Below are 25,147 nucleotides of genomic sequence, written 5' to 3'. Positions count from 1 at the left end.
TAAATTTTAAACTTTCAGAAAATATTGAAAGTTAAGTTTAAATTTTTTTATTTAAAGAGTTTTAGTAAAGATTGGGTTACCCAGTTTTGCTCCTGCGTTACCAATTTATTAATCATGCTATCAGCAGTTTCGGTTAAATCATGAAGTGCCTTAGTCTGTTTAATAAGTTCCTTTGTTTTTGCAGTTCCATCATCTTTAATAGAACTCACATCTTTTAATGTTTTAATAACTGGTTTTATTTCTCTTCTACTACGTTCTTTGGCAATATGTCTAGCTAATTCCTGTACATCTTTTTCGGTTGTAAAGAATTCTCTTCTTTCACCGGGAACAAGTTCTTTATACACAATACCCCAGTCCATTAGTTGTCGTAAATTCATACTTGTGTTGCCTCTAGAGATCTTTAACTCACTCATAATGTCTTCCATCGAAAGCGGTTTCGTAGAAATAAATAACAACGCTTGTATCTGTGCCATGGCTTTATTTATACCCCACATAGAACCTAGACTTCCCCAGGTACTAATGAACTTTTCCTTTGCTTCCTCGTAATTCATATGACAAATATATAAATAATTTCTAAACTTTCAAAAATTATTGAAAGTTTGTGTCGCGCCACTTTTTTCGTAACCTTGAGCGTGTAAAAGATTAAAAGTGATAGAACATGAAGACTAAAGCGAATTTTATAACCACCTTAATTTTAACTATACTTATAAGTGCTTTTGGGTTTTCTCAAAACACCATAGAAATTGATGGTATAGTTATGGATGACTCTAACTATCCTGTGCCATATGCCAATTTAAAACTAACAACAAAATACAAGGGTACCATGACTAATGAAGATGGTGCTTTTTTATTCGAAATTTTAAAGAGCGAAGTTAACGATTCATTGGAGATTAGCTGTATGGGTTATGAGGCAACTAAAATTAAAATTAGCGACTATTTAAATGAGTCAGAAAAGATAATTAGGCTTAAAGAAAGTATTGTTGAGTTAGATGAAATAAAGATATTGGCTGCTGGCGATTACGTTCAAAATGCCTTAAAAAATCTGAAGACTACAACAATTGGTAAACCGCACCAATTAACCATGTTATATAGGAGAGCTTCGAGTGAAGAGGGAAAAGCACGTTTTTTCGTGGAGCACTATATGAAAATACTTGATAAAGGGCCTTCAGTAAAAGATATTATATCTATTGAAGTTCTAGAAGGAAGGAAGTCCGCAGACTACCGTTTTTTTAAGAAGAAAGAATTTAGACATTCGGTTATTCCAATGACCATAAGGAACCCTATTAGGCAATACTTACCAATGAAAAAAATGACCTGGAAAAAAATAGGAGATACCTCTTATGATACCGAAGATGTTGTTATTATAGAAGGAAGACCACCAAAGGGAGCACATAAGTTTATGGCTAATGGCCAACCCTTTAAGCTTTATATTGGTGTTGATACGTTTAGTGTATATAAGATTGAAAATGAAGCAAACAACTCCCTTTACGTTTACAAGAAAAATAGAGACGGAAAATTATATTTAGCATATCATAGTAGGCAATGGACTTCCAAAGAAAAAATTACCCCAGAATTACAACGACGTTTAGGGAAACCCGAAGCAAAAATTGCTGCCACGTATAAACACGAAGTTTTTGTGTTAGATATTGAAACTAACAGAAAAAAAATGCGCGTTAGACATCAAGAAGAGGCTATGAAAACAGATATGGCCGATTTAAAAGTGCCTTATAATGCTAATTTTTGGTCTACTTTTGTGGCACCACCTGATACCAATTACTTTAAAGGTATAAAATCGGAATTAGAATCGAATTATGGTGTGCCATTAGAAAAACAGTTTTTGTATTCTAATTAGGAGTTATTTTATTTGAAGGTGAATATGGTCATCATGTCTTACTGATTTGCAGCCATGAAAACGTATCCTGTCTTCAGAACTTAGTCCTAAACTTTTCTTTAGGTAAGGTTCTAAAAATATTTTCTCTGTCTTAGGAGAATGTAGCAGTTGTTTTATAATTAGTGTTGTGCCTTCAGCATCAAATACTAAATCATCTGTTTTTCCAAAGGTTAAATACTTGGTGAAATTATATTGCCAATTCCCATTACTTCGGCATGTTTCTGAAGTTGTTGAGTGCTCTTTAACAAAGGAACCATATCCAGATATAGAAGGTTTTTTAGTTGTTGAATTCCCATCGTTATCTAAATACATAAAGGAAATATCTACCTTTTTGCCATCATTATGGCTTAGGTGAGGTAAAAGGGGGAAGTTGTCAAAAAATGGAAAGTTAGCATCCAAGTACGTCAATTCAATATTTTTAAGTTGTAGTTCTTGAGAGGATTTAACTAATAGAAAATATAAATCAGGATTCACATAATTTCTAAACAACATTGGGTAAACAAGATGTTTTGGTTTTAAATTAGATGTAAAAACAGGTAATGCTTCTCTACCAAGAGATTTAGCTAAAGGAGGAATTACAATTAGATTAGCAAAAACATATAGAAAGGGAAAAATAAATCGCATTTTTCCTTTAGTTTTTAGCGAAAACAAAAGTGCTATTATCCATATAATACCTCCAACTTGAGTAAGAATGGTTAGTAAGCTAAAAACTAATAAATGACCTAGGATTTTAAAAAACTTCACTAACTTATAACGAAAATTTAGTGTACTTATTTAATTGCTTTTAGAATATGTTTAAAGAGAATTATAGTAGGAGAGAGGTTTTAAAATTATCTGGGTTTGCAGGATTAGGATTGGCGGTGTACCCTTTATTAGCATCTTTTGATTTTAAAGAGCATATTCTACAACGAAAAATTCCATTATCTAATCAGTTATTACCTGTTGTAGGCTTAGGGACATGGCAAACTTTTGATGTTGGACATTCTGCGGATGAGATGATTAAACTGGTTCAAGTATTGACCGAAATGCATAAACTTGGAGGTTCTGTTATTGATTCTTCGCCAATGTATGGCAGCTCAGAAGCCGTTGTTGGAAAATTAACTAGAAAGGCCAATTTACAAGACGATTTTTTTTATGCCACTAAAGTTTGGATTGAAGGTAAAGAGGCTGGAATTCGCCAAATGGAAAACTCGTTTCGTTTAATGCAGCGTAATCAAATGGATTTAATGCAAATTCATAATCTTGTAGATTGGAAAGTACATGTAAAAACACTTAGACAATGGAAAGAGCAAGGTAAGATTAAGTACTGGGGAATAACGCATTATACCAATGCGGCGCATGGGAAATTGGAAGAAATTATAAAAGCAGAAAAGCCTGATTTTGTGCAGTTTAATTATTCTATAATATCTCGTAATGCCGAAAAATCCTTGTTTAACACCATTGAAAAATACAACACGGCAGTTTTGATTAATAGGCCTTTTGAAACTGGAAGGTTATTTAGAGCTACAAAAGGAAAAGACATTCCGCTTTGGGCAAAAGCATATGATATACATAGCTGGGGACAGTTTTTCCTAAAGTTTATATTGTCCAATACATTAGTAACCTGTGTCATTCCCGGAACATCGAAAGTACACCATATGATAGATAACATGATGGCAGGTTATGGTAGAATGCCAGATTCTAAAACTAGAGAAAAGATGTACGATTATATTAAATTGCTTTAAAACCGAATAAATTAAATCCTGTTATAGGTTACTTGCACGCAAAACTTACATCTGTAATTAAATCCTCTGGAGAAGTCTCTGCGGGATCGTTATGATAGAACTCTAAAGGATGGTACTTTTTAACAGGTTTAAACTCCTTGTTGCGCATCATCATTTGCGCTGTACTCCATGCATTTCCTAAATGATCATAAGGGCCATGGTGACGAACGGTATTGAGTTTAGTTTTGGGTAAATTACCTGAGATAAATTTAGCACCTAGATTTGCAGGTATGCTTGATACTGGAATGCCTGCAGTATAAATGACTTTACCACTAACAAGATCAAACTTATGGTATTGCGAAAAAAGTAAACCAGATGGTTCTATATTATTTGTTGCAATGAACTCTCCTAGAGCTGTGAAATCACTTTCCATAGCTTCCCCTATATCCTTAAATAGTGTTGTTCTTTTAATTCCAATAAAGTCACATCCCTCAAAATCATGTTGCCCCACAAACTCTAATTTGGAATTTATTTTTCCTGTTTCTACATATTCTTTCAACATTTTTAGACCACGTTCGTAATCCATACCAATCCACGCTTCCATTTGCTTTTTCATCCAAAACATAAAAAAGGGTAGAGAACTATGCATGGTCCATTCTGTTTTTATGCCACCATCAACTTCAGAAAATTTAAATTCAACCTTAGCATGAGACTTCCAAGGTTTTAGAAAAGTTAAATCATAATTAATAAGGTTTTCAGACTCACTTACTACTTTTAATTCTCCAGAACCAACACGTTTCCCTTCCCATGTGTAAAACTTACCATCTTCTTGCACATTTACAACAGCTTCTGGTTCACATACCAACCAAGGAGACCAAGGTCTCCAGTTATGTAAGTCACTTACAAGATCTTTTATTTTCTCTTTAGGGGTATTAATAACAATACTACGGGATACAAATGTTTTAGGCATGACTTTGAATTTTGCTTCAAATTAATAAAAATTTTGAAGTTTTCTTACATGCCGCAAATAAAACAAGTTTAAGAAAAGGTTAATTGAAGTTTAATATGTTCTGGTTCTCGTTATGAACATAGAGAGAAATCTCATAATACACAGTGGCATTACAAGATTCCTCTTTAAGAGATTATAAATTTTAAATATGCGAGGTTATTTTAATAAGCCAGCACGTTTTAGAAGGGCTTCGGGTTTTGGCTCCTGACCTCTAAAGCGTTTGTAAAGTGTCATTGGGCTTTCAGTACCTCCTTGACTTAATACGTGGTCTTTAAACTTGGTTGCAACCCCTTTGTTAAATATGCCTTCTTCCTTAAAGTATTCAAAAGCATCGGCATCTAAAACCTCCGCCCATTTATAACTATAATATCCTGATGAATAACCTCCTTGAAAGATGTGCGCAAATGCCGTACTCATGCAATTGTCTTCAACATCTGGATATAATTTAGTTTTACTAAATGCTTTAGCTTCATGGGCTTTTACAGATGTTATTGATTCTGGGGAATCACCACCGTGCCAACTCATATCTAATAAGCCAAAGCTTAACTGACGCAAGGTTTGCATACCTTCATGAAAGGTTGCGGACTCTTTAATTTTTTCTACTAGATCCATTGGGATAACCTCACCAGTTTCATAATGGGTTGCAAATAGTTCTAAAGCTTCTTTTTCGTAGCACCAGTTTTCCATAACCTGACTTGGTAGTTCTACAAAATCCCAAAACACACTCGTTCCCGATAAGCTAGGGTAGGTAGTATTTGCTAGTATCCCATGTAGTGCATGTCCAAATTCATGGAATAAGGTAGTCACTTCATTAAAAGTTAATAGTGACGGTTTGCTCTTTGTTGGTTTCGTAAAATTACAGACTATAGAAACATGAGGTCTGGAGTTTTCATCATTCTTAATGTACTGTGGCTTATACGAAGTCATCCATGCGCCATTTCGTTTACCTGCCCTTGGGAAAAAATCGGCATAAAACACGGCTATGAAATCGCCATTAGTATTAGTGACTTTATAAGTTAAAACATCTTCATGATACTTATCTATAGTATCAATTTCCTCAAATTGAAGATCAAATAATTTAGTGGCAACAGTAAAAGCACCATCAATTACGTTTTCTAATTTGAAATATGGTTTTAGAAGCTCATCATCTAAACTAAATAATTTTTGTTTTAGTTTTTCAGAATAATAAGCCCCATCCCATTTTTCTAAAGAGGTTATACCATCTAGCTCCTTGGCAAAGTTTTGTAGATTTTCAAATTCTTTAGTTGCTGCAGGTTTAGCTTTATCTAAAAGCTCATTTAAAAAGTTATTAACGTTCTCTGGCGTTTCTGCCATACGTTCTTCTAAAATAAAGTGGGCATGTGTCTTATAGCCTAAAAGGTTGGCACGTTGGTGCCTAAGGTTTACAATATCTAAAACAATTTGTTGATTGTCTAAATCGTCATTTTTAAACCCTTTACTTCCTGCTGCTAGAGACATTTTTTTACGCAATTCTCTATTATCAGCATAGGTTACAAAAGGAATGTAGCTCGGATAATCTAAAGTAAATAACCAGCCTTCTTTTTGTTTAGATTCTGCCAATTGCTTTGCAGCTTCTTTTGCACCATCCGGTAAGCCAGATAAGTCAGCCTTATCTGTAATAAGCATTTCAAACGCATTAGTTTCAGCTAATACATTTTCGCCAAACTTTAGTTTTAATTGACTTAACTTTTTATCAATTTCTCTTAATTCTTCTTTTTTGTCTTCTGGTAAATTCGCCCCATTTCTAGAAAAGCCTTTGTATTTCTTATCAAGTAGCGTTTGCTGTTCAATGGTTAAATTCAAGGTGTCCTTTTTATCATAAACAGCTTTTACACGCTTAAACAAGTCCTCATTTAAAGTAACGTCGTTACTAAACTCAGAAAGTAGTGGAGAAACTTCTTGTGCTATTTTTTGAATAGTATCATTAGTTTCAGCAGAATTTAGATTAAAGAAGATACTTGAAATTCTATCCAGTTGTTCTCCAGAAAAGTCTAAAGCCTCAATAGTATTTTCAAAACTGGGCGTTTCAGGATTGTTTGTTATCGCATCAATCTCATTTTTAGCATTTTGTATAGCTTCTTTAAATGATGGTAAGTAAAATTCATCCTTAATTTTTGAAAAAGGAGCCGTTTGGTATGGTGTTTCGTAGGAGTTTAGTAGAATTTTATCGAACATTTTGTAAGAAATATGTTAAAATTTAAATTTACTATGCGTGCATAGTAAATTTTCAATATATTTGTACTGACAGATTTTAAGAGTGACTAACTCATAAGAATTATATGTTAATAGCTAAAAAGCCTCGAGATTTTATAACCTCGAGGTTTTTTTATTGTTGCAAATCTTTAGCAGATTCGTGTACTTTAGCTTTTAGTCCTTCTTTGTAAGCAATTATTCTGTCTAAAACAGCTTTGTCATTAGAACCTATAATTTGAGCAGCTAATATCCCTGCATTTTTTGCTCCATTTAGAGCTACAGTTGCTACAGGTACACCTCCAGGCATTTGTAAAATAGACAACACTGAATCCCAACCATCAATAGAATTACTACTTTTAACAGGTACACCAATAACTGGTAATGGTGATAATGATGCTACCATACCTGGTAAATGTGCAGCGCCACCAGCACCAGCAACAATAACAGAAAATCCTTTGGTATGCGCATTTTTACTGTAATCAAAAAGTTTTTCTGGGGTTCTATGTGCCGAAACAATATCTACTTCAACCTCTATTTTAAGTTCTTTTAAGATGTCTATAGCATCTTGCATAACAGGAAGATCACTTTTACTTCCCATAATTACGCCTACTTTACTCATAATTATATTTTAAATTCCAATATTTTCAAATTCCAAATTTACTTAGTTTGCTGTGTGGAATTTGATGTTTGCTTAATGTGCTTTTATGCACTTATAACTTTTATTGCTTTTTTAACCTCTTCGGCCACGCGTCTGGCTTCATTTAAATCCTCATTTACAATAGTAACATGTCCCATTTTTCTAAAAGGTCTGGTTTGTTTCTTGCCATAAATATGCGGTGTAACACCTTCCATTTTCATAATGGCATCAATATTTTCATAAATGACATTACCAGTATAGCCTTCAGCACCTACTAAGTTTACCATAACACCACCAACTTTACTATCTGTTCTTCCTAAGGGTAAATCTAATATAGCACGAATATGCTGTTCAAACTGACATGTAAAACTTGCCTCAATAGTTTGATGTCCGGAGTTATGCGGTCTAGGAGCTACTTCATTCACTAAAATATCATCGGCTTCAGTCTGAAACATTTCAACAGCCAATAAACCAACATGGTTAAACGATTTTGATACTTTTAAAGCTACAGCTTCTGCTTTTTTTGCAACCTCGGCATCAATTCTGGCAGGACAAATAACGTATTCTACTTGATTTGCTTCTGGATGAAACTCCATTTCTACAACAGGATAACTCTTAACTTCGCCAGAAGCGCTTCTAGCCACAATTACCGATAATTCGTTTTTAAAAGGTACTAAAGTTTCTGCAATACATTCTACGTTTGGTAACCCGTCTAAATCCGCAATAGTTCTTACTATTTTAACACCTTGACCGTCATATCCAAATTGAGCACTTTTCCAAACAAAAGGTAATGTAACACCACCATTATTAATAGCTTCTTTAACTTCAGAAGTATACGCAAATCTAGAAAATGGCGCTGTCGGAATAGCATTATCTACATAAAATAACTTTTGAGTAGCTTTATTTTGAATTGTCCTTAAAGTTTTGGAAGCTGGATACACTTTAACGCCTTCTTTTTCTAAGTCTTCTAAAGCATTAACATTAACGTTTTCAATTTCAATAGTTAAAACATTAACTTGTTTTCCAAAGTTATAAACGGCATCATAATCCATTAAATCACCAAGTGTAAATGCATTACAGGCTATCTTGCTGGGCGCTTCATTACTTCCGTCTAAAATACTTGTGTTTATATCAAACTTTCTGGTGTTGTACAAAAGCATTTTACCTAATTGACCACCACCTAAAATACCCAGTTTAAAATCTGAAGAAAAATAGTTCATTAAAATTGTGTTTATGAAGCTGTTAAATGTACCGCAAAAATACACTTAAAAATGAAATTTGCTTCTAAATCATAATTCAAAAAAACGTAAAACGTAAATCATTTATTTATCTTTGCATCTTTAAAACAAGTTTAGGGTGATAAAATTACACGACAAATATTTTAAGCCGTTTATTTCTGCGGCTAAAATAGATGATGCCATTTCTAAAATGGTAGAAGATATTGCCAATGATATGGGAGATGAAATCCCGGTTTTTATTGGTATTCTAAACGGATCCTTTATGCTAACAAGTGATTTTGTAAAGAAGTATCCGAAACCCTGTGAAGTTACTTTCATAAAATTGGCCTCATATGAAGGCGTTAAATCTACAGAAGATATTCAACGCTTAATTGGGTTAACACAAGATCTTACAGGAAGAACTGTTGTAATTTTAGAAGATATTATTGATACGGGAAATACACTAGCAGAAGTACACCGTATTTTTAAAAATGAAAAGGTTAAGAGTTTAAAAATAGCAACACTTTTCTACAAACCAGAAGCTTACAAGAAAGATTTTAAATTACATTACATAGGTATTGAAATTCCAAATAAATTCATAGTAGGTTATGGCTTAGATTATGATAATTTAGGAAGGGATTTACCAGAAGTTTATCAAATAAAAGAAACACAACACATGACAAATTTAGTGCTATTTGGCCCTCCGGGAGCAGGTAAAGGAACACAGGCAGAGTTTTTAAAAGAAAAATATAATCTTGTACACATTTCTACAGGGGATGTTTTTAGATATAATATTAAAAATGAAACTGCTTTAGGAATGCTTGCTAAATCGTACATTGATAAAGGTGAGTTAGTGCCAGATCAAGTTACTATTGACATGTTAAATGCAGAGGTTGAAAAGAATGCTGATGCTAACGGATTTATCTTTGATGGTTTTCCTAGAACTGATGCTCAAGCTAAATCTTTAGATGAGTTAATGGATACCAAAGATTCTGCTATTAATGCAATGATTGCCTTAGAGGTGGATGATGAAGTTTTGGTAAAACGTTTATTAGAAAGAGGAAAAACTAGTGGTAGAGCAGATGATGCCGATGAATCTATTATTAGAAATAGAATCAAAGAATATTACAGTAAAACAGCCATATTAAAAGATTTTTACTCTGCGCAGAATAAATACTTCGGTGTTGATGGCGTTGGTAGTATTGAAGAAATAACAAAACGTTTAAGTGCAGTTATAGACGCACTATAGGTTTTATCATTCTTGCGAATGCGAGAAGCCGATTATTTAACTGCTAAATTAAAAGATTCCCGCCTTGGCGGGAATGATAGTTTTATACAATGACAGAAGGGAATTTTGTAGATTATGTAAAAATGTATGTTGCCTCTGGTAAAGGCGGACAAGGTTCTGCGCATTTACATAGAGAAAAATATATAGAAAAAGGAGGTCCAGATGGAGGAGACGGTGGTCGTGGTGGACATGTTATTGTTAGAGGTAAAGAAAATATGTGGACTTTACTTCACCTTAAATTTAAAAAGCATATTAGAGCTGGCCATGGCGAACATGGTAGTAAAAGTAGAAGTACTGGAGCCGATGGTGAAGATGTTTATATAGATGTGCCTTTAGGAACTGTGGTAAGAGATACAGAAACTAATGAGGTTCTTTTTGAAATTACCGAACATGGTCAAGAACAGATTGTGGTAGAAGGCGGTAAAGGTGGTTTAGGTAATTGGCATTTTAAATCATCTACAAATCAAACACCTCGTTACGCTCAACCTGGAATGCCTATTCAGGAAAAATATGTTACCATAGAGCTTAAAGTTTTGGCAGATGTTGGCTTGGTGGGCTTTCCTAACGCAGGTAAATCTACATTACTCTCTGTAATAACTTCAGCAAAACCTAAAATTGCCGATTATGAGTTTACTACGCTTAAACCAAATTTAGGAATAGTAAAACACAGAGATTATCAAACCTTTGTTATGGCGGATATTCCGGGAATTATTGAGGGAGCTGCGGAAGGAAAAGGTTTGGGGCATTATTTTCTTCGTCATATTGAAAGAAACTCGGTATTACTTTTTTTAATTCCTGCCGATGCCGATGATATCAAGAAGCAATACGACATTCTACTTGATGAATTAAGGCGCTATAATCCCGAAATGCTTGATAAAGAAAGGATTATAGCCATTTCTAAGTGCGATATGCTTGATGAGGAGTTAAAGGCTGAGTTAAAAACCGAATTAGATAACGAACTTCCAATTCCTTATCTATTCATTTCATCTGTAGCACAGCAAGGCATAACCGAACTTAAGGATACACTTTGGAATATTTTAAATGACTAAACCTCATTCTTATGTCGCGCTGAATGTGTTTCAGTATTTGAGATAGAAGTGTGTAAAAAAACACGTTTAAGTTCTAATCTCTAAAAGCGCTCTAAAATCCAATCTTTAATTAGGTTAAGAGCTATAGGGGAGAAGGTTTCTTCAATGGTTTCGTATTCCGTAATATTTCCTGTATCGGCGGTTTGAAAAAGATGATTTAATCCTTCTAGTTCTTTAATAGTAATGTCTTTGTTTTTTCCTTTTTCTAGGGCAGTTTTAATACCTTCTAGATTTAATGCTGGTAAAACTTGGCAATCTTTACTTCCGTTTATCGCAAGTACAGGACAGGTGGTTTTTTCTAAAAAGACTTTGGGGTCTATCCTTATAAGTTCTAACAACCATTTAGAATCTAAAATTTTAAGCTGTTGTTCAATCATAATTGGATTAATGAAGTTAACAACTGGCGAATCTGGATTTTTCTCCTTGTAACCATTTAAAGCATTTGTGATTTTAGTCCTAATGACTTCCTTGTCCGTGTCTGTTTGAATTATTTTGTAGATGCTACTAGCCAGTTTTTCATTTTCGTTTAAAAATTCTTCAGCCATGCCCATTAGTTTGCCCATGTGTTTAGATTGAGATGTTAACACCTTGGCACCATCAACACCTGGTCCTGCTAATAAAACAATAAAGGCCACGTCTTTATTTGTCGAAGCAACGATGGGGGCAATAAGTCCGCCTTCGCTGTGTCCAATTAAACCAATTTTATTGGTATCAATATCGGTTCTAGATTTAAGAAAAGTTATAGCACTTTCTGTATCTGTTGCAAAATCATAAGTTGTACTACCTTTAAATGAGCCAGTAGATTTACCAAAGCCCCTGTCGTCATAACGCAAAACAGCAATGCCATTTTTGGTTAAGAAATCAGCAAGCACTAAGAAGGGTTTATGTCCTTTTAGTTCCTCATCTCTATTTTGAGGTCCGGAACCGCTTATTAAAATTGCAACTGGTGGTTTTTTAATATTGTTGGGTAAGGTTAAAGTACCCGATAGAACAATACTATCTGTTTTTGAGTTAACAAATGAAACTTCCTGAGAGCTATAATTAAAAGGAGGTTCAGGGTTCTGGGGTCTTTTGGATTGGGCGAATGCGGAAAGGCAGAATAGAAGGAGTAGTATGGTTGAATAAATAGGTAAACGTTTCATGGGACAATACATCTATGGTTTAATGGAATAATTTTTGATTAAATTTACTTAAAAAAGGAAGATGAAATTACTAAGACTATTATTTATTGCCATTTTATTTGTAGGCTGCGCTCCAATAAAAGTGAACTACGATTTCGATAAGACCGTTGACTTTTCTAAATATAAAACCTATCAGTACTATGGCGATATGAAAACGGGTTTAAGCCAGTTAGATACCAAGCGTTTGCTTGATGCTATCGATACTAAAATGACGAGCTTGGGGTTTACGGTCTCCGAAAATCCAGATTTTCTTATTGATATTAAAAGTGTGGAGTTTCAAGGAGCGCCCAGACAAACTGTTGGTGTAGGTCTAGGTGGTGGCGGAAGAAATGCTGGTGGAGGTGTTTCAATAGGTATTCCTGTTGGAGGCACGCCTATGAGCAGACAAATTACAATTGACTTTGTAGACGAAAAAGGTAAAGGTTTATTTTGGCAAGCGGTGAGTGAATCTAGTTTTAAACAAAATGATAAACCTGAGAAACGAGAAGAACGCTTAAATGCTATTGTAGAAAAGGTCTTTGAAAAACTTTCTCCTAAATCTTAGTTAAACGTTTAGCTTAATCGCAATTCATCAAAACAACGTTAATAAAATAAAAAAGAGGCTTTTAAAGCCTCTTTTTTATTTTAACTAAGTAAATCTTTATACTTGTCTTTATAGCCAATGAGAGCTGCAATATTTAAAACAATTAAGGCAATTGCACCTCCAGAACCTTCTGGTGCCAACATGAGGTGAAATAAAAGGGCATTCACAGAAACACTCATCAAAATAAGGGTCAATAAAGCGCCATACTTATTGAGAATAAGGGCTAGACCAGCTACAATTTCAACAACAGCCACTAGGGTAATCACTTTAGCAGAAGATAAAGCAGCAAAATATGCACCTGCCTCTGCAGACATTTCTCCAAAAGGAATGAAATGAAAGAATTTGTTAAGACCAAATACCAGTACAAAAAGCCCAAGAAGTATTCTTACGACCATAAAAACTTTTGAATTCATAATAATAAATTTATAGTTAGTATATTGAAATATAGTGATTTAAAAATAAATCACTTGCTTTCTTAGGTCGTATCACCTTAAAGCAACTAACAAAATTCATTAGTTTACGCTAAGCCTGACACCTTCACTATGGCTGCTAAATTCTGGAGCGTACATGCTTTGAATAGTGGTAATACCGTTACTCATATTTCCTGCATTATTAACTCTTAAGTCGTACTCAAAAACATAAACACCTTTGGGTAAATAATCGAAAAAGAAATTAGTACTTGCATCTTTTGTACTTTCATAATAGCCTAATCCATCTTGCCATTTGTATTTTGAAAGAACATTCACGGGTTCTAAACCAGAGGCTCGCATGTCTTTCATATGCACAAATTCCATTGCTCTGTCACTTCTAAGCTCTATTCTAACTCTAACTAAATCACCAATTTTGAGTTCGGTTTCTTTAGTTATTTCTGTGATTTCTTCACCTGTGTCGGTATTCTTTTTTAAGAATAATTTCTTCTTAAGTTTTAGAGGTGTTTCTGCTGAAGTAATTTTATCCAAATCTTCAAAATACTGCCAATATAAACCACCCCAAGCTATACCATCACTCTTCTTGGTAAGTGTAACGTCTCCCATGTCTGGTTTTATTTCGGAAGTATTCCAAGACGTTTTAAAGTAACCCGTTCCCGCTTCAACTTTTACATTTTCAAGTTTTGAAGGTGTTATAGTTTTATTGCCTAAAGTAATATCAACCATATCGGTTACGCTTAACCAATCGCTACCTTGAAGTAATAATGCGTATACAGCTTCTGTGGTAGATTTTGTAGTTTTCCATCTGTTGGTCTGCTTGTTTTTTAGTAACCAGATTTTTAGATTATCAATGGTTTCTAGATTTTTCGCTTCGCTCTGAAAAACATTACCGGCTTCCGAAAAGGCTTCAATTAATAAGGCTTGTGTTTCAATTGGTGCCTGGTACCAGAACCAAGAATTAGAATTGGCTTTCCAATACATTCCTAATTCTTCGCTGGTGATACTATTTTCTTTTAAAGATTTTAAAATTTTATGTGCCGTTTTAGTTTCCCCGTTTCTATGAGAAATTAGAACCATAAGCCCTTTGGCATATAACGAACGTTTTAACCAATATGTTTTGATTTGTGAGTGGTAGTAGTCACGAATCTCTTCTACTTCCTTAGATGTTTTTATCTGAGGAAAGAAGCTACGCATATACAAGTAGTGCAATTGCGTATAACTCAAATGGTCTTTACTTAAATCTACATCTTTATTATATTTTTTTAAGTCTTTGTATTCCTTAATGAATGCAGCATCTAAATATTGGATTGCTTTTTTAATCATACTAGATTCTTCGCTATCGCTCTGAATGACAGATAAATGTTTTAAACGGCCGAAACCAGTAATGATATGTTGTGTTATCCAACGGTTTTCGTAACCTCCCTTAAACCATGGCCATGCGCCAGATGACATTTGGTTAGTTTTTAATTTACTTAAAGCCGATTGCAACTCGTTATTCATTTTGTTTAAATCGAATAACAAAGCAATACGCTTTTTCTGTTCGGTTTCACTTTGAGCATCTCTTAACCAAGGTGTTTCTTGAATTAAAATTGACTTTAATTCTTCGTTTTTTTCAAGATTAGATATAAGGGCGTCCTGAGAAGCCCACTGGTTAAATACAGTCTTAATTCTAGGATTAGAGTTAACAATATGACTTGCTAAGGCGTTAGCATAATACCTACTGAAGGTTTGCTCATTACAATCATATGGATACTCCATTAAATATGGTAATGCCTGAACTGAGTACCATGCAGGGTTTGAGGTCATTTCAAGAGTTAACTTATGATGTTTTAAAGAACTTGAAGACGCCTGCTTTAATTTATCTAAAGTAAAGGTTTTGGTCTCGTTACTTCTAATCCACATTGGTAAAGTTTCGGTCACCAGCATTCGATTAGAAAGTACAGGTAAGGCGTTTTGTTCACCATCACTAAAGTCTTCAGCTTTTGCAATAACCTTGTATTGTACTGCTTGAATATCTTCTGGAATAGATAAATTCCAAGATACTTGGGTGTTACCTTTTGGAGAGACCATAAAAGAAACCCCCTCTAACTCTCCCGAAAGGGGAGAACTAAGCAACTTATGTGTTATATCTTTTCCTGAAACAGCATCTGTTAAAAGTAATATGGCTTGTCCTGATAGTTCTTTTTCCGTGAGGTTAGAAATTTTAGAGCTAATCGTAATCTTATCACCTTCACGTAAAAAACGAGGTGCATTTGGTGTTACCATTAACTCTTTTTGAGTTACGGTAGTTAATGTTTTTGTAGCGCTTTCTAAGTTTTTAGTGTGGGCTAACAATTGCAACTTCCATTGGGTTAATGCTTCAGGAGTTGTGAAACTAAAACGCACATTGCCTTCATCGTCTGTTTTTAAATGCGGAAAGAAAAAAGCGGTTTCTTTTAAGTTTTTACGGGCTTGTACATTTGTAAGTTCTTGTAAGCCTTTTTTAGTGGTTATGATAATAACACCATTTGCTCCTCTTGTACCATAAATTGCGGTTGAAGCGGCGTCTTTAAGAACGTCTACAGAAAGTATATCCTTCGGATCTATATTTGGGTTACCTTCAACGAGTTTACCATCAATAACATATAATGGTGGTTTTTCTGAAATTGATGCATTGCCTCTAATTTTTATCTTGGACTCATTTTTAATAGAAACCCCAGCAATTTTTCCTTCTAAGGCTTTGTCTAAATCTTCAGCAGGAGCAGCCAAAATTTCCTCTGACGAGACTCTAGAAACCGCTCCAGTTAACGCCTTTTTCTTTTGAGTACCATAGCCAACAACTACAACTTCGTCTAAACTTGCGTTATTAGGAGTTAAAGAAATGGTAAGAAGATTATTTTTCTTAATTAGTACGGTTTCTGAATTGTAGCCAAGAAAAGAGACCACTAATTCGTCTTTAGGTCTAGCTTCAATTGTAAATTTGCCATCAAAATCTGTTGTTGTACCTATAGAAGTGCCTTTTACTATAACATTGGCTCCTGGTAAGGTTTCACCAGTATCATCTAGTACAGTGCCCTTAACAAATCCTTTTTTAATGGATTCATCATATTTTGATACTAAAGTTACATCATGATGTTTATTTCTTAAAGATTTAATATATCTGTTATAAATCCATCGATGGCCAGAAAAGCTAAACCCAAACCAATTCCAAGAATCAAAATGCTGTTTCGGATAATTTAAATTAGGTCTGTTAGTATTGTATACTCTAAAGGTTCTATTGCCAAAACTTTGATGCATGTTACTTCTGTAAGATGGATAATAAATAGGGTTATTAATTGGGTTGAAATTCCATGAATGTGGGGTAAACTGATCTAACGAGGCATCATACATACTTGCCAATAATTCAGCACTTACTTTATCACCTTTAGGGCCTTTAATATTGAAACTCCAAGTTTCATCTGTTCCTGGTTGTAAACGGTCTCTAAAGGTATGGGTTTCTATTTGTAAATCGGTTTTAGGGTAAGGGACTTGAATTGCTAAGGTGCCAGATTTAGAACCATTAAAAGCGGCAAAACTATAATGAACAGCAAAACCACCTAAATCTTTACTGGTTACAGGAATACTAAATGTTTTCTTGTTAGCACTTAACTGAATAAGCCTTGTGTCTGTAATTTTTCGATCCTTTTCAATTACAACTGTTACAGCGATGTTATTTGCGGCAGTAGCTAGCGTTATTTGCGCCGTTTCACCAGAAGCATAGGTAGACTTGTTAGATGAAATATTGAAGAGTTGTTTATCTGCTAAAGTTTCATCTTTTTCATTAAACAATGTAATTTTTGCTTCGTCTTTTACCTCTTGCCCAAACTTATCTTTACTTTCTAAAATAGCGATATATTGTCCAGATTTCCATTTTTTTAGCTTTCCTAATTTAAGCGATTTGGAGTCTTTGGTATTAAAAGGTTCATTGAAAACTAACTCACCTTTTTTCCAGTTTTTAGAATCATGTTCATCAGTATAAGCGTCATGTGGGAATAGGTGTTTAAATTGTTCCTCAGTAAATTCCTGATAATCGGGAGCCGCCCAAGGCCTTTGTCTTAAAACGGAATTTGGCGCTTTTAGTTTATATATTTTAACCGTGCCCTTGGCTGGAGCAAATTCACCGTTTAAGTTTTTGGTGTCTATCGTTATGGTATAATCCTTTTTAGTTTTATCAAGTTGAGGGGTAATATTTATATTGGCTACTAAAGCATGATATCCAACATTTACAATAGTAGTGGCACTTCTGGTTTCTCCGTTAAGATCAGTAACGTCGGCTGTAACTTCATATTTAAAAATTGGCTGGCTCTTTTTATCAACACTTTTGTCTGGAATAGCTTTAAATGTAATTTCAAACTCGCCTTTATCGTTTGTAATGCCTTCACCGTGTGTTATTTCCTGTGGTTCACTGTTAAAATTTGGTCGGTACCAATAATACCAACGTGGGTATTGTACTTTTCTATGAACCCTATAAACAACTTTAGCGTCTGTAACATTGCTACCAGAAAATGCGATGGCATTCCCCTTTATCGTAACGGAATCATTGATTTTATAAGTGTCTTTTATTGGTGCAAATTTGGTTTCAAACTTTGGGCGTTTGTATTCTTCTACAAAGAAATAATGTCTTGTATACTCTTCATCATAGTCAAGTTCCAGGTAATATTGACCATTTAATCCCGTATTTGGTAGAATGAATTCGCCACTTACCGAGCCGTATTCGTTGGTAGTAAATTCTAGTTCTTTAACTTCTTCTCCATTTGTGTTGTATAATGAAACCCAAAGAAGTTCATCTGGAGAGACTTCCGTTTTACCATTTTCAGTAGTCATGGCTATCGCTTTAAAATAAACCGTTTGCCCAGGTCTATAGATACTGCGGTCAGTAAATAGGAATGCTTTATAATCTGCCTCTTTGTTGGTGTTGTCATAGAATCTGTTTACCCAATAATCCCCAAAAAAAGCAGTGTCATTGCCAGATGAAACTTTAATAGACATATTTCTATAATAGTCCTTTGTTTTCTTAATTTTTACAAAACCTAAATTATCAGTAGTGTAGTTTTTAGATTTTATGGTGTTTCTTCTGGAGTAAAAAGACAATTGCAAATTGGCATTCTCAATAGGAGAACCATTGTTTCTATTTACAACTTGAAATATTTTGTGGGTGTCGTCTTCATTTTCTACCACAGCTAAGTTGGTAACCTGCAAATCCGCTATACCATAAAATTCATTGGTGTTTTCTTTGGTAGTAGCTAGAATTACATATCTACCATTATCTAATTTAGGCACTAATACCTCGGTAGTGTGTGTTTGAAAATCATACTCATTTTTAAGCGTTGCTTCCCAAGTTGCACTGGCTTTTAACTTATTTAAGAACTCCCATTTATCATCTTGATTATAAGTTTTTCTGTATACCTTAAACTGATTTTCATTAAGTCTAAATGCATTAAATTGTAGAAAATCTAGGTTCTTATAACGCACTAACAATCTAGAGTTTTGCTGTGTAGGAATATAACGTTCGGCGGTTAAGTGTAATGTGGGGTGTTCTATTTGATGCTTTAAGACTTTACATTTTTCGGCACCTAGTTCTTGCAAAGACAGGAGTACCTCGTTACATAGATAAAGTGCTTCTTTAGCTTTCCAACGTGTTGTTTCATTAGTTTTAGGGGTGTAGCTTTTGCTTTGAGTATAATAAATGGAGGCTATTTCAAAATTGTACAAGCCCGAAACTTCATCACCTTTATGTTTTTCACTTTCTGTTTTTAGGGCTCGTAGCAAAATATCTTGTTTGTTTTGAAACGTAGCATGTTTTTCAACAAATTTTAAGCGTTCAATATTTACAAAAGCAAGGGCCTTTGGATTATCATCTTTTAAATGAAATTGGATTAAGTCTTGATATATTTTTAAAGCCTGAAGTTGTAATGAAGTACTGTCTTTAGATGTAATTTTTAACAAAGCAAAAGTACTAGCATCGCTTAAATAATTTAGGTTGTCAATTTCAAATTTATATTCTGGTTTTGTTATATGTGTTTCGTTGGTTTTATAGAATTCTAGGGCATTATGACTTAAAAAATCGAATAGGGTAGGTCTGTATGCTTTAGAATCTTTATTCGTGTTTAAAATAGCATTATAATTATCTAAAGACTCTAGTTGCAGCATTAAACCATTTTTAAGGGAATTCTGGTAATGCAAATGAATTTCATTAAATAAGGTTTGTAAATCCCATGTTCTAAAATCTACGGTATCTACTTTTTTAGAAGTTTTGGTACGTCTGTAAAATTTATATCTGTTTTGATTAAAGTATTGCCAATATAAATTGGCTAACATGTTTTCTAAAATGTTTTTTGTGGGGAACGCGCTTTTTTCTATTTCGGTTTTAAAGTCGTTAATTATACTTAATTGAGCATCCTCCTCTAAAACTAATGCGAATTTGCTCTTAAAAATAAGGGTTTTAACAAGTTGAGCCACACTTTTGTCTTTTTCTGCTTTAGCCGCTATGGTATTAACAATTTTAAGGGCAGATTTAGGTAACCCTTCAATCTCAAAATGTTCAACTTGTTTCCAGAGGTCTTCGTAGCTCTTGTTTTGTGCTTGTATACTGGAGAATAATATTATCATTAAAAAAAGTGCAACGTTTTTCATTAGTTTTTAAATTTACATCTAAAGTATTTCCAAAAGCCATACCAAAAAATAGCCAATGAGTGAAGCTCTTTTTTGCTTGAGTGAATTTACTCATTTTTAAAGAGAACTGTAATGTTTAACTTTGTGATTCCGACATAAAACTTATGAATAAATTTCTCTATCTACTATTAGTCCCAATATTATGCTTTAGTCAGCAAGATCTAGATAAAGCAGGTGTCTTATTAAAAGAGAAAAAGTATTCGGAAGCCCAAAAGATTTTAGAGCCATTTATAACCAAAAACCCTAATAATATTTTGGGGCTTGAGTATCTTGGAGATGCTTATGCTTATCAAAAACAATGGGATAAAGCCATACTTAAGTATAAAAAATTAGTGGATTTTGATGACCAGAATGCCAATTACCACTATAAACACGGTGGGGCACTTGGTATGAAGGCCTTAACAGTTAATAAGTTTAAGGCGCTTGGTATAATTGGAGATGTTAAAGAGGCGTTTTTAAAGGCAGCCGAATTAGACCCAGATCATGTAGATGCACGTTGGGCCTTGGTAGAACTTTATATACAATTACCTGGAATTATTGGTGGCAGTAAAAGTAAGGCACTCAAATATGCCGATGAATTACAGAATCTATCTAAGGTTGATGGCTACTTGGCTAAAGGTTATATTTATGAGTATGATAAAGAACCAGAAGAAGCAGAGAAGTTTTATAAGCTTGCTTTAGATACAGGTGGCTCTGTAACTTGTTTTGAAAAGTTAACGAGTTTCTACGAAAACCAAAAGCAACCCAAAAAGGCCATAAAGAATATTGAGAAAGCTTATGAAAAGCATAACAGAAATGCCATGCACTATCAAATTGGCAAGGTGTGTGCAGATTATAATATTCAGCTAGAAAAAGGAGAAAAGTGTTTACTGGCATTCATAAAAAACCACTCTGTAAAAGATGGTGTGCCTATAGAGTGGGCGTATTTTAGATTAGCCCAAATTCATAAAAATAGACTGGATAAAACGGGAGCTTTAAAATGGATAGATAAAGCACTTGCTACTAGAGCAAATTTTAAACAAGCCGAAGAAGAAAAAGCTAAAATATTAAGGCTTTAATCTATGGGCGTTACCCACAAGGGGTCGGGCTTTCGGCAGTCACTCTCTGCGAGGAGTTCCAACAAATGCCTCAATCCCTAACGCAAAAGAAACCATCTTCTATTTGAGACCAATGCTTTAATGCATTGCACTTTTCAACTTTTAAACTTTGAACTTTAAGCTTATAAGCAGATATTTGTTGTATGAACGTACATTTTATAGCCATAGGAGGTGCTGCAATGCACAATTTAGCATTAGCATTACACAACAAAGGATACCAAGTAACAGGAAGTGATGATACTATTTTTGAACCTTCAAAATCGAGGTTAGAAGCTAAGGGGTTACTACCAGAAACTTTTGGATGGTATCCTGAGAAAATCACTCCTGCTTTAGATGCTATTGTACTGGGAATGCACGCTAAGGAGGATAACCCTGAATTGTTGAAAGCACAAGATTTGGGTTTAAAAATCTATAGTTATCCTGAGTTTTTGTACGAACAAAGTAAACATAAAACCCGTGTAGTTATTGGAGGTAGTCATGGAAAAACTACAATTACGTCTATGATTCTTCATGTTATGCATTACCATGATAAAGATGTAGATTATATGGTAGGTGCACAATTGGAAGGTTTTGATGTAATGGTAAAACTCACTGAAACTAATGATTTTATTGTACTAGAGGGCGATGAGTATTTAAGTTCTCCTATTGATAGAAGACCAAAATTTCATTTATATAAGCCTAATATAGCGTTGTTAAGCGGTATTGCTTGGGATCATATTAATGTATTTCCGACTTATGAGAATTATGTTGAGCAGTTTAGCATTTTTGTAGATTCTATTGTAAGCGGAGGAAGTATTAATTATAACGAAGAAGACCCAGAAGTAAAACGTGTAGTTGAAGCCAGTGACAACACCATTAGAAAACTACCATACCAAACGCCAGAATATCGTGTTGAAGATGGAGAAACACTTTTAGAAACGCCAGAAGGCGATTTGCCTATTGAAGTCTTTGGGAAACATAACCTTAACAATTTGGCTGGAGCAAAGTGGATTTGTCAGCACATGGGGATTCAAGAGGATGAGTTTTATGAAGCCATAGCAACATTTAAAGGTGCGAGCAAACGACTAGAAAAAATAGCTGAAAGCTCAAAAAGTGTTGCTTACAAGGACTTTGCCCATTCTCCAAGTAAAGTAGAAGCCACTACTAAAGCCGTAAAGGAACAGTATAAAAATAGAAGGTTAGTGGCTTGTTTAGAATTACATACCTATAGCAGTTTAAATGCTGAATTTTTAAAGGAATACAAAGGGGCACTTAATGCTGCCGATGTTGCAGTTGTGTTTTACTCGCCTCATGCGGTGGAAATTAAAAAATTAGACAGCATAACGCATAAGCAAATAGCAGATGCTTTTCAGCGAGAGGATTTAATAATTTATACCAATCCAGATGATTTTAAGAATTATCTTTTTAACCAAGATTTTGCTAATTCCTCCTTACTACTCATGAGTTCTGGTAATTATGGTGGTTTAGATTTTGATGAGGTTAAGAGTGTGGTTATTGGGTAGTTTTGTTCTTTTTTAAATAATTATTTAGGCATTTCGGGCAAATAGGGGAGAGTTTATCAAACATCATTTCATATTTTTCCAATTCCGATTCCACGTCAATTTTTGACTCTTTAATTCCTATTTCGTTTACCAAAGTTGGATCCACGATATAGTGTCCGTTAAAAAGTCCCTTTTTGTCCAATACTTCAATAGTGATAATCTCAAAATCAATGGATTCCTCCATTTTGTTAATCTTCTCAGCGTGATATTCGGATATTAAACTAGCGACATTACCTCCGTGAATTTTACATATTATATATCCCATTTTTTTATTAATTCCGTCACTCCATTTTTAATTCCATCATAAAAGTTTCCTTTTTTAAACTCAGGAATCATAGTTTGTTCAATTACATTTTTACAGATTTCGTCTGTCAAAATCAGTTCGGTTCCAGTTCCAGTTACAATTCCCATTTGTCTACAAGGCTTACACATAACAATTGTAAGTCCGTTATTTTTTTCAGCATGTCCAACTCCCCAATAATTGCTTAAATCAGTTGCATATTTTTGGATATTTAAATAAGGCGAAATATTATCAATTGTCACAACAACTATTTGTCGAGTTGTTTCAATGTTGTAATCATATAACATATCCGACAGTTCTTTTCTTTGTGAGGGACTAAAAATACTGTCGTAATCATTTATTATTAGTCCTTTGAGTTTTGTTTCTCTGAATTTTTCAATAGTTGAGAAGTCAAACTGGGGAATTGATTTGTTTGTTTCAGTTTCTTGTGCTGAACCTTTACTAGAAAACAAATTCAAGGTTAGAAACAAGATTAATATTTTAGTTCCGATTTTCATTTTAGGTATTGTGTAAAATGGATTTGTGTATAAAACCTAGCGTGCAAAAAAACACTAACTTATTGGGCTAACACAGAGCCGAATTTTTATATTTTGTTTTTAATTTTCTCTTTTTAAAAGCCAAATTAAAAATTTGGCGGACTTTCTAAAATATACACAAACCTTTCAGTTTAGCACTTATTAGCTATGTTCTGTAAACCGTGTTAGCCTTTCACCATTTATCATTTTACAGACCTAACCATGGAGCGTGCCAATTTTTTCCAAACGATGATATAAAACTTTCAAAATCTGATTTATTGTTAGCTCCAAAATAAATATTATCCCTGCCAACTGCAATAATATCATTCGGACAAGACTGATAAAAATACATTTTTAAATCATGAATATTCGCTATTTCTAAATCAATAGGTTCAATTTTTATTCTATGCAAGAAACCATTATTTGTAGCAATTTTAATATCTTCAATCGAACACTTTCCCATAGCAGAATACTTTTGAGAAAAGCATGAAGTTTTCAAAATCTCGTTAAATAGAAAATCATTAACGGAGTATTTGACATTAGTCCATTTTCCTTTATCTGATTTGAATAATAGGTTACAATTATTATTTATATTTAAACCCCATTTTTCGCCTGTTTGTTCATCAATATGAAGTTCCAAAATCCCATAATTATTGATTTCTAAACCATTTAAAACTGATTTAAAAAGATTAGAATGAATTCCTATTTTTTTGTAAAAATCAAATAATACTTTTGGAAACTTTACTCCAATATTTTTTTCAAGAATTTTAATGTCATTATCAAAATTTATAAAATCATTTTCACTAATATTATTTAACTTTTTGATTATATCTAATTCCATAGATTTGGTTTCTTGGATGAAGGCTAACGTCACAGTGTATGGTTTCGTTGCGTAAATTTAGCGATTGACTTCGCAAGTACAAAACGACGAGGAAATTCCGCAGGAATTTCCGTTGTAAGCTTTGACTAGCAATGAACTATCTACATTGTTAGCTGCTGTATTTATTTCTGTCTTATAAGTTTTTTATATCTGCCTAATGATTTTCTTGAAATATCATTTATATAAATTGTATCGCCTTCAATTCGATAATTTCTGTTTAGTATTACGTATTCCTGTCCGACGAATTGATTCAACGTAAAGTCCATTTTTTTCGGTCTCTCAGAATCTTGGAAATAACTCAAGTCAGGTATATAATAGTTCCCTAGATATTCAATCGCTAGTTTTTCAACCTTTTCATTAGTATTTACAATTCCAAAACCTTCTAACTCTTGATAAGTCAAATGTATTATACCAGATTCAGTAGTTTCAAATTTTTGCGAGAAATTATTTAGTTGAATTTTTACATGTACTGGATTGTGATGTAAATCTCTAAATCTTAATAATAATGAATCGGCTTCTGCTTTATCCCATGGATAAGAACAACTTGTATTAATACTATCAATATCATTTAATGATTTCCGAAGTAAATTAAGTCGGTCATTAGTTATTTCAAAGGTTCCAATTTCTGATTTAGGTCCAAAAAAATTGGGTAAGGTAAATTCATATGTTGAATCAGTGTGAAGTATTAATTCACAAGAACCACTTTCATTAATGTATTTTGAATTTTCTTTACAGCCTAAAATACTGGCTAAAAAGAATATGTAAAGTATGAGATTGTTTTTGTTCAACTTATGATTTTATGAGTTCTGTAATATTGCAGGTAACGTGTGTATATGATTACTAAGGTAATCATATATATATACTATAAAAACACTAAAATAATA

Annotated in this window: 20 protein-coding genes; 7 read left to right on the top strand and 13 right to left on the bottom strand. The window is 33.7% G+C overall.

The annotated features are described in order from the left end of the window. Positions 1-47: 47 nt before the first annotated feature. Positions 48-551: a GbsR/MarR family transcriptional regulator gene (locus FUA24_RS21255; protein ID WP_148545093.1), complete on the bottom strand. Its 504-nt coding sequence runs from the start codon at positions 549-551 to the stop codon at positions 48-50. A 107-nt stretch (positions 552-658) separates the two neighbouring features. Here FUA24_RS21255 and FUA24_RS21250 point away from each other — a divergent pair, with 107 nt between their 5' ends. Continuing rightward, the gene (locus FUA24_RS21250) at positions 659-1,852 is read left to right on the top strand and encodes a carboxypeptidase-like regulatory domain-containing protein (protein WP_148545092.1); all 1,194 of its coding nucleotides are present in this window, start codon (positions 659-661) and stop codon (positions 1,850-1,852) included. Between the two features lie 3 nt (positions 1,853-1,855). Here the strand turns inward: FUA24_RS21250 and FUA24_RS21245 are convergent, their stop codons facing one another. Beyond that, positions 1,856-2,635, bottom strand: a complete 780-nt coding sequence (locus FUA24_RS21245; RefSeq protein WP_148545091.1) for a hypothetical protein — start codon at positions 2,633-2,635, stop codon at positions 1,856-1,858. A gap of 47 nt (positions 2,636-2,682) precedes the next feature. On the opposite strand from FUA24_RS21245, the gene FUA24_RS21240 reads away from it, so the two are divergent. Further along, entirely contained in the window at positions 2,683-3,615 is a 933-nt protein-coding gene (locus FUA24_RS21240) for an aldo/keto reductase (protein WP_148545090.1), read from the top strand. 28 nt (positions 3,616-3,643) lie between these two features. Here FUA24_RS21240 and FUA24_RS21235 read toward each other — a convergent pair whose 3' ends face one another. The 4 genes from FUA24_RS21235 to FUA24_RS21220 form a co-directional block, all read right to left on the bottom strand. Then, a complete protein-coding gene (locus FUA24_RS21235; protein ID WP_148545089.1) occupies positions 3,644-4,564 on the bottom strand; it encodes an SRPBCC family protein in 921 nt (306 codons plus the stop codon). Positions 4,565-4,759: 195 nt separating this feature from the next. Further along, positions 4,760-6,799 carry a M3 family metallopeptidase gene (locus FUA24_RS21230; protein ID WP_148545088.1) on the bottom strand — a complete coding sequence of 680 codons (2,040 nt, stop codon included), beginning with the start codon at positions 6,797-6,799 and terminating at the stop codon, positions 4,760-4,762. Between the two features lie 151 nt (positions 6,800-6,950). Continuing rightward, on the bottom strand, positions 6,951-7,436 hold the full coding sequence (purE, locus tag FUA24_RS21225; protein WP_148545087.1) for a 5-(carboxyamino)imidazole ribonucleotide mutase: 486 nt from the start codon (positions 7,434-7,436) through the stop codon (positions 6,951-6,953). Between the two features lie 83 nt (positions 7,437-7,519). Beyond that, a complete protein-coding gene (locus tag FUA24_RS21220) occupies positions 7,520-8,674 on the bottom strand; it encodes a 5-(carboxyamino)imidazole ribonucleotide synthase (RefSeq protein ID WP_148545086.1) in 1,155 nt (384 codons plus the stop codon). Positions 8,675-8,810: 136 nt separating this feature from the next. Here FUA24_RS21220 and FUA24_RS21215 point away from each other — a divergent pair, with 136 nt between their 5' ends. Both FUA24_RS21215 and obgE read left to right on the top strand, forming a co-directional pair. Further along, positions 8,811-9,920 carry an adenylate kinase gene (locus FUA24_RS21215; RefSeq protein ID WP_148545085.1) on the top strand — a complete coding sequence of 370 codons (1,110 nt, stop codon included), beginning with the start codon at positions 8,811-8,813 and terminating at the stop codon, positions 9,918-9,920. 89 nt (positions 9,921-10,009) lie between these two features. After that, positions 10,010-11,008 (top strand): GTPase ObgE, encoded by a 999-nt coding sequence (gene obgE / locus FUA24_RS21210; RefSeq protein WP_148545084.1) that lies wholly within the window; start codon positions 10,010-10,012, stop codon positions 11,006-11,008. A gap of 80 nt (positions 11,009-11,088) precedes the next feature. On the opposite strand, the gene FUA24_RS21205 is transcribed toward obgE, so the two are convergent. Further along, entirely contained in the window at positions 11,089-12,189 is a 1,101-nt protein-coding gene (locus FUA24_RS21205) for an alpha/beta hydrolase family protein (RefSeq protein WP_187388356.1), read from the bottom strand. Between the two features lie 61 nt (positions 12,190-12,250). Between FUA24_RS21205 and FUA24_RS21200 the strand changes: the two genes are divergently transcribed. Then, on the top strand, positions 12,251-12,772 hold the full coding sequence (locus FUA24_RS21200) for a DUF4136 domain-containing protein (protein ID WP_148545082.1): 522 nt from the start codon (positions 12,251-12,253) through the stop codon (positions 12,770-12,772). Positions 12,773-12,852: 80 nt separating this feature from the next. Here the strand turns inward: FUA24_RS21200 and FUA24_RS21195 are convergent, their stop codons facing one another. Together FUA24_RS21195 and FUA24_RS21190 are read right to left on the bottom strand one after the other, a co-directional pair. Next, entirely contained in the window at positions 12,853-13,224 is a 372-nt protein-coding gene (locus tag FUA24_RS21195) for a DoxX family membrane protein (protein WP_148545081.1), read from the bottom strand. A 99-nt stretch (positions 13,225-13,323) separates the two neighbouring features. Beyond that, positions 13,324-19,890 (bottom strand): alpha-2-macroglobulin family protein, encoded by a 6,567-nt coding sequence (locus tag FUA24_RS21190; RefSeq protein WP_246147132.1) that lies wholly within the window; start codon positions 19,888-19,890, stop codon positions 13,324-13,326. Positions 19,891-20,033: 143 nt separating this feature from the next. Between FUA24_RS21190 and FUA24_RS21185 the strand changes: the two genes are divergently transcribed. Both FUA24_RS21185 and FUA24_RS21180 read left to right on the top strand, forming a co-directional pair. Then, positions 20,034-20,987, top strand: coding sequence for a tetratricopeptide repeat protein (locus FUA24_RS21185; RefSeq protein WP_148545080.1), 954 nt, complete (start codon positions 20,034-20,036; stop codon positions 20,985-20,987). Between the two features lie 182 nt (positions 20,988-21,169). Further along, positions 21,170-22,528 (top strand): UDP-N-acetylmuramate--L-alanine ligase, encoded by a 1,359-nt coding sequence (locus tag FUA24_RS21180; RefSeq protein WP_148545079.1) that lies wholly within the window; start codon positions 21,170-21,172, stop codon positions 22,526-22,528. Here the strand turns inward: FUA24_RS21180 and FUA24_RS21175 are convergent. The 4 genes from FUA24_RS21175 to FUA24_RS21160 form a co-directional block, all read right to left on the bottom strand. Beyond that, entirely contained in the window at positions 22,518-22,751 is a 234-nt protein-coding gene (locus FUA24_RS21175) for a hypothetical protein (RefSeq protein ID WP_148545078.1), read from the bottom strand. The genes FUA24_RS21180 and FUA24_RS21175 overlap by 11 nt on opposite strands. A 68-nt stretch (positions 22,752-22,819) precedes the next feature. Beyond that, a complete protein-coding gene (locus FUA24_RS21170; RefSeq protein WP_148545077.1) occupies positions 22,820-23,365 on the bottom strand; it encodes a TPM domain-containing protein in 546 nt (181 codons plus the stop codon). A gap of 226 nt (positions 23,366-23,591) precedes the next feature. Next, a complete protein-coding gene (locus FUA24_RS21165; protein WP_148545076.1) occupies positions 23,592-24,224 on the bottom strand; it encodes a hypothetical protein in 633 nt (210 codons plus the stop codon). A 161-nt stretch (positions 24,225-24,385) separates the two neighbouring features. Next, positions 24,386-25,051 carry a hypothetical protein gene (locus FUA24_RS21160; protein WP_148545075.1) on the bottom strand — a complete coding sequence of 222 codons (666 nt, stop codon included), beginning with the start codon at positions 25,049-25,051 and terminating at the stop codon, positions 24,386-24,388. Positions 25,052-25,147: the final 96 nt, after the last annotated feature.

This window comes from Seonamhaeicola marinus (genome assembly GCF_008085455.1).
Note: the sequence above shows the minus strand (reverse complement) of the source record. Positions and strands in the feature narration are given on the sequence as shown.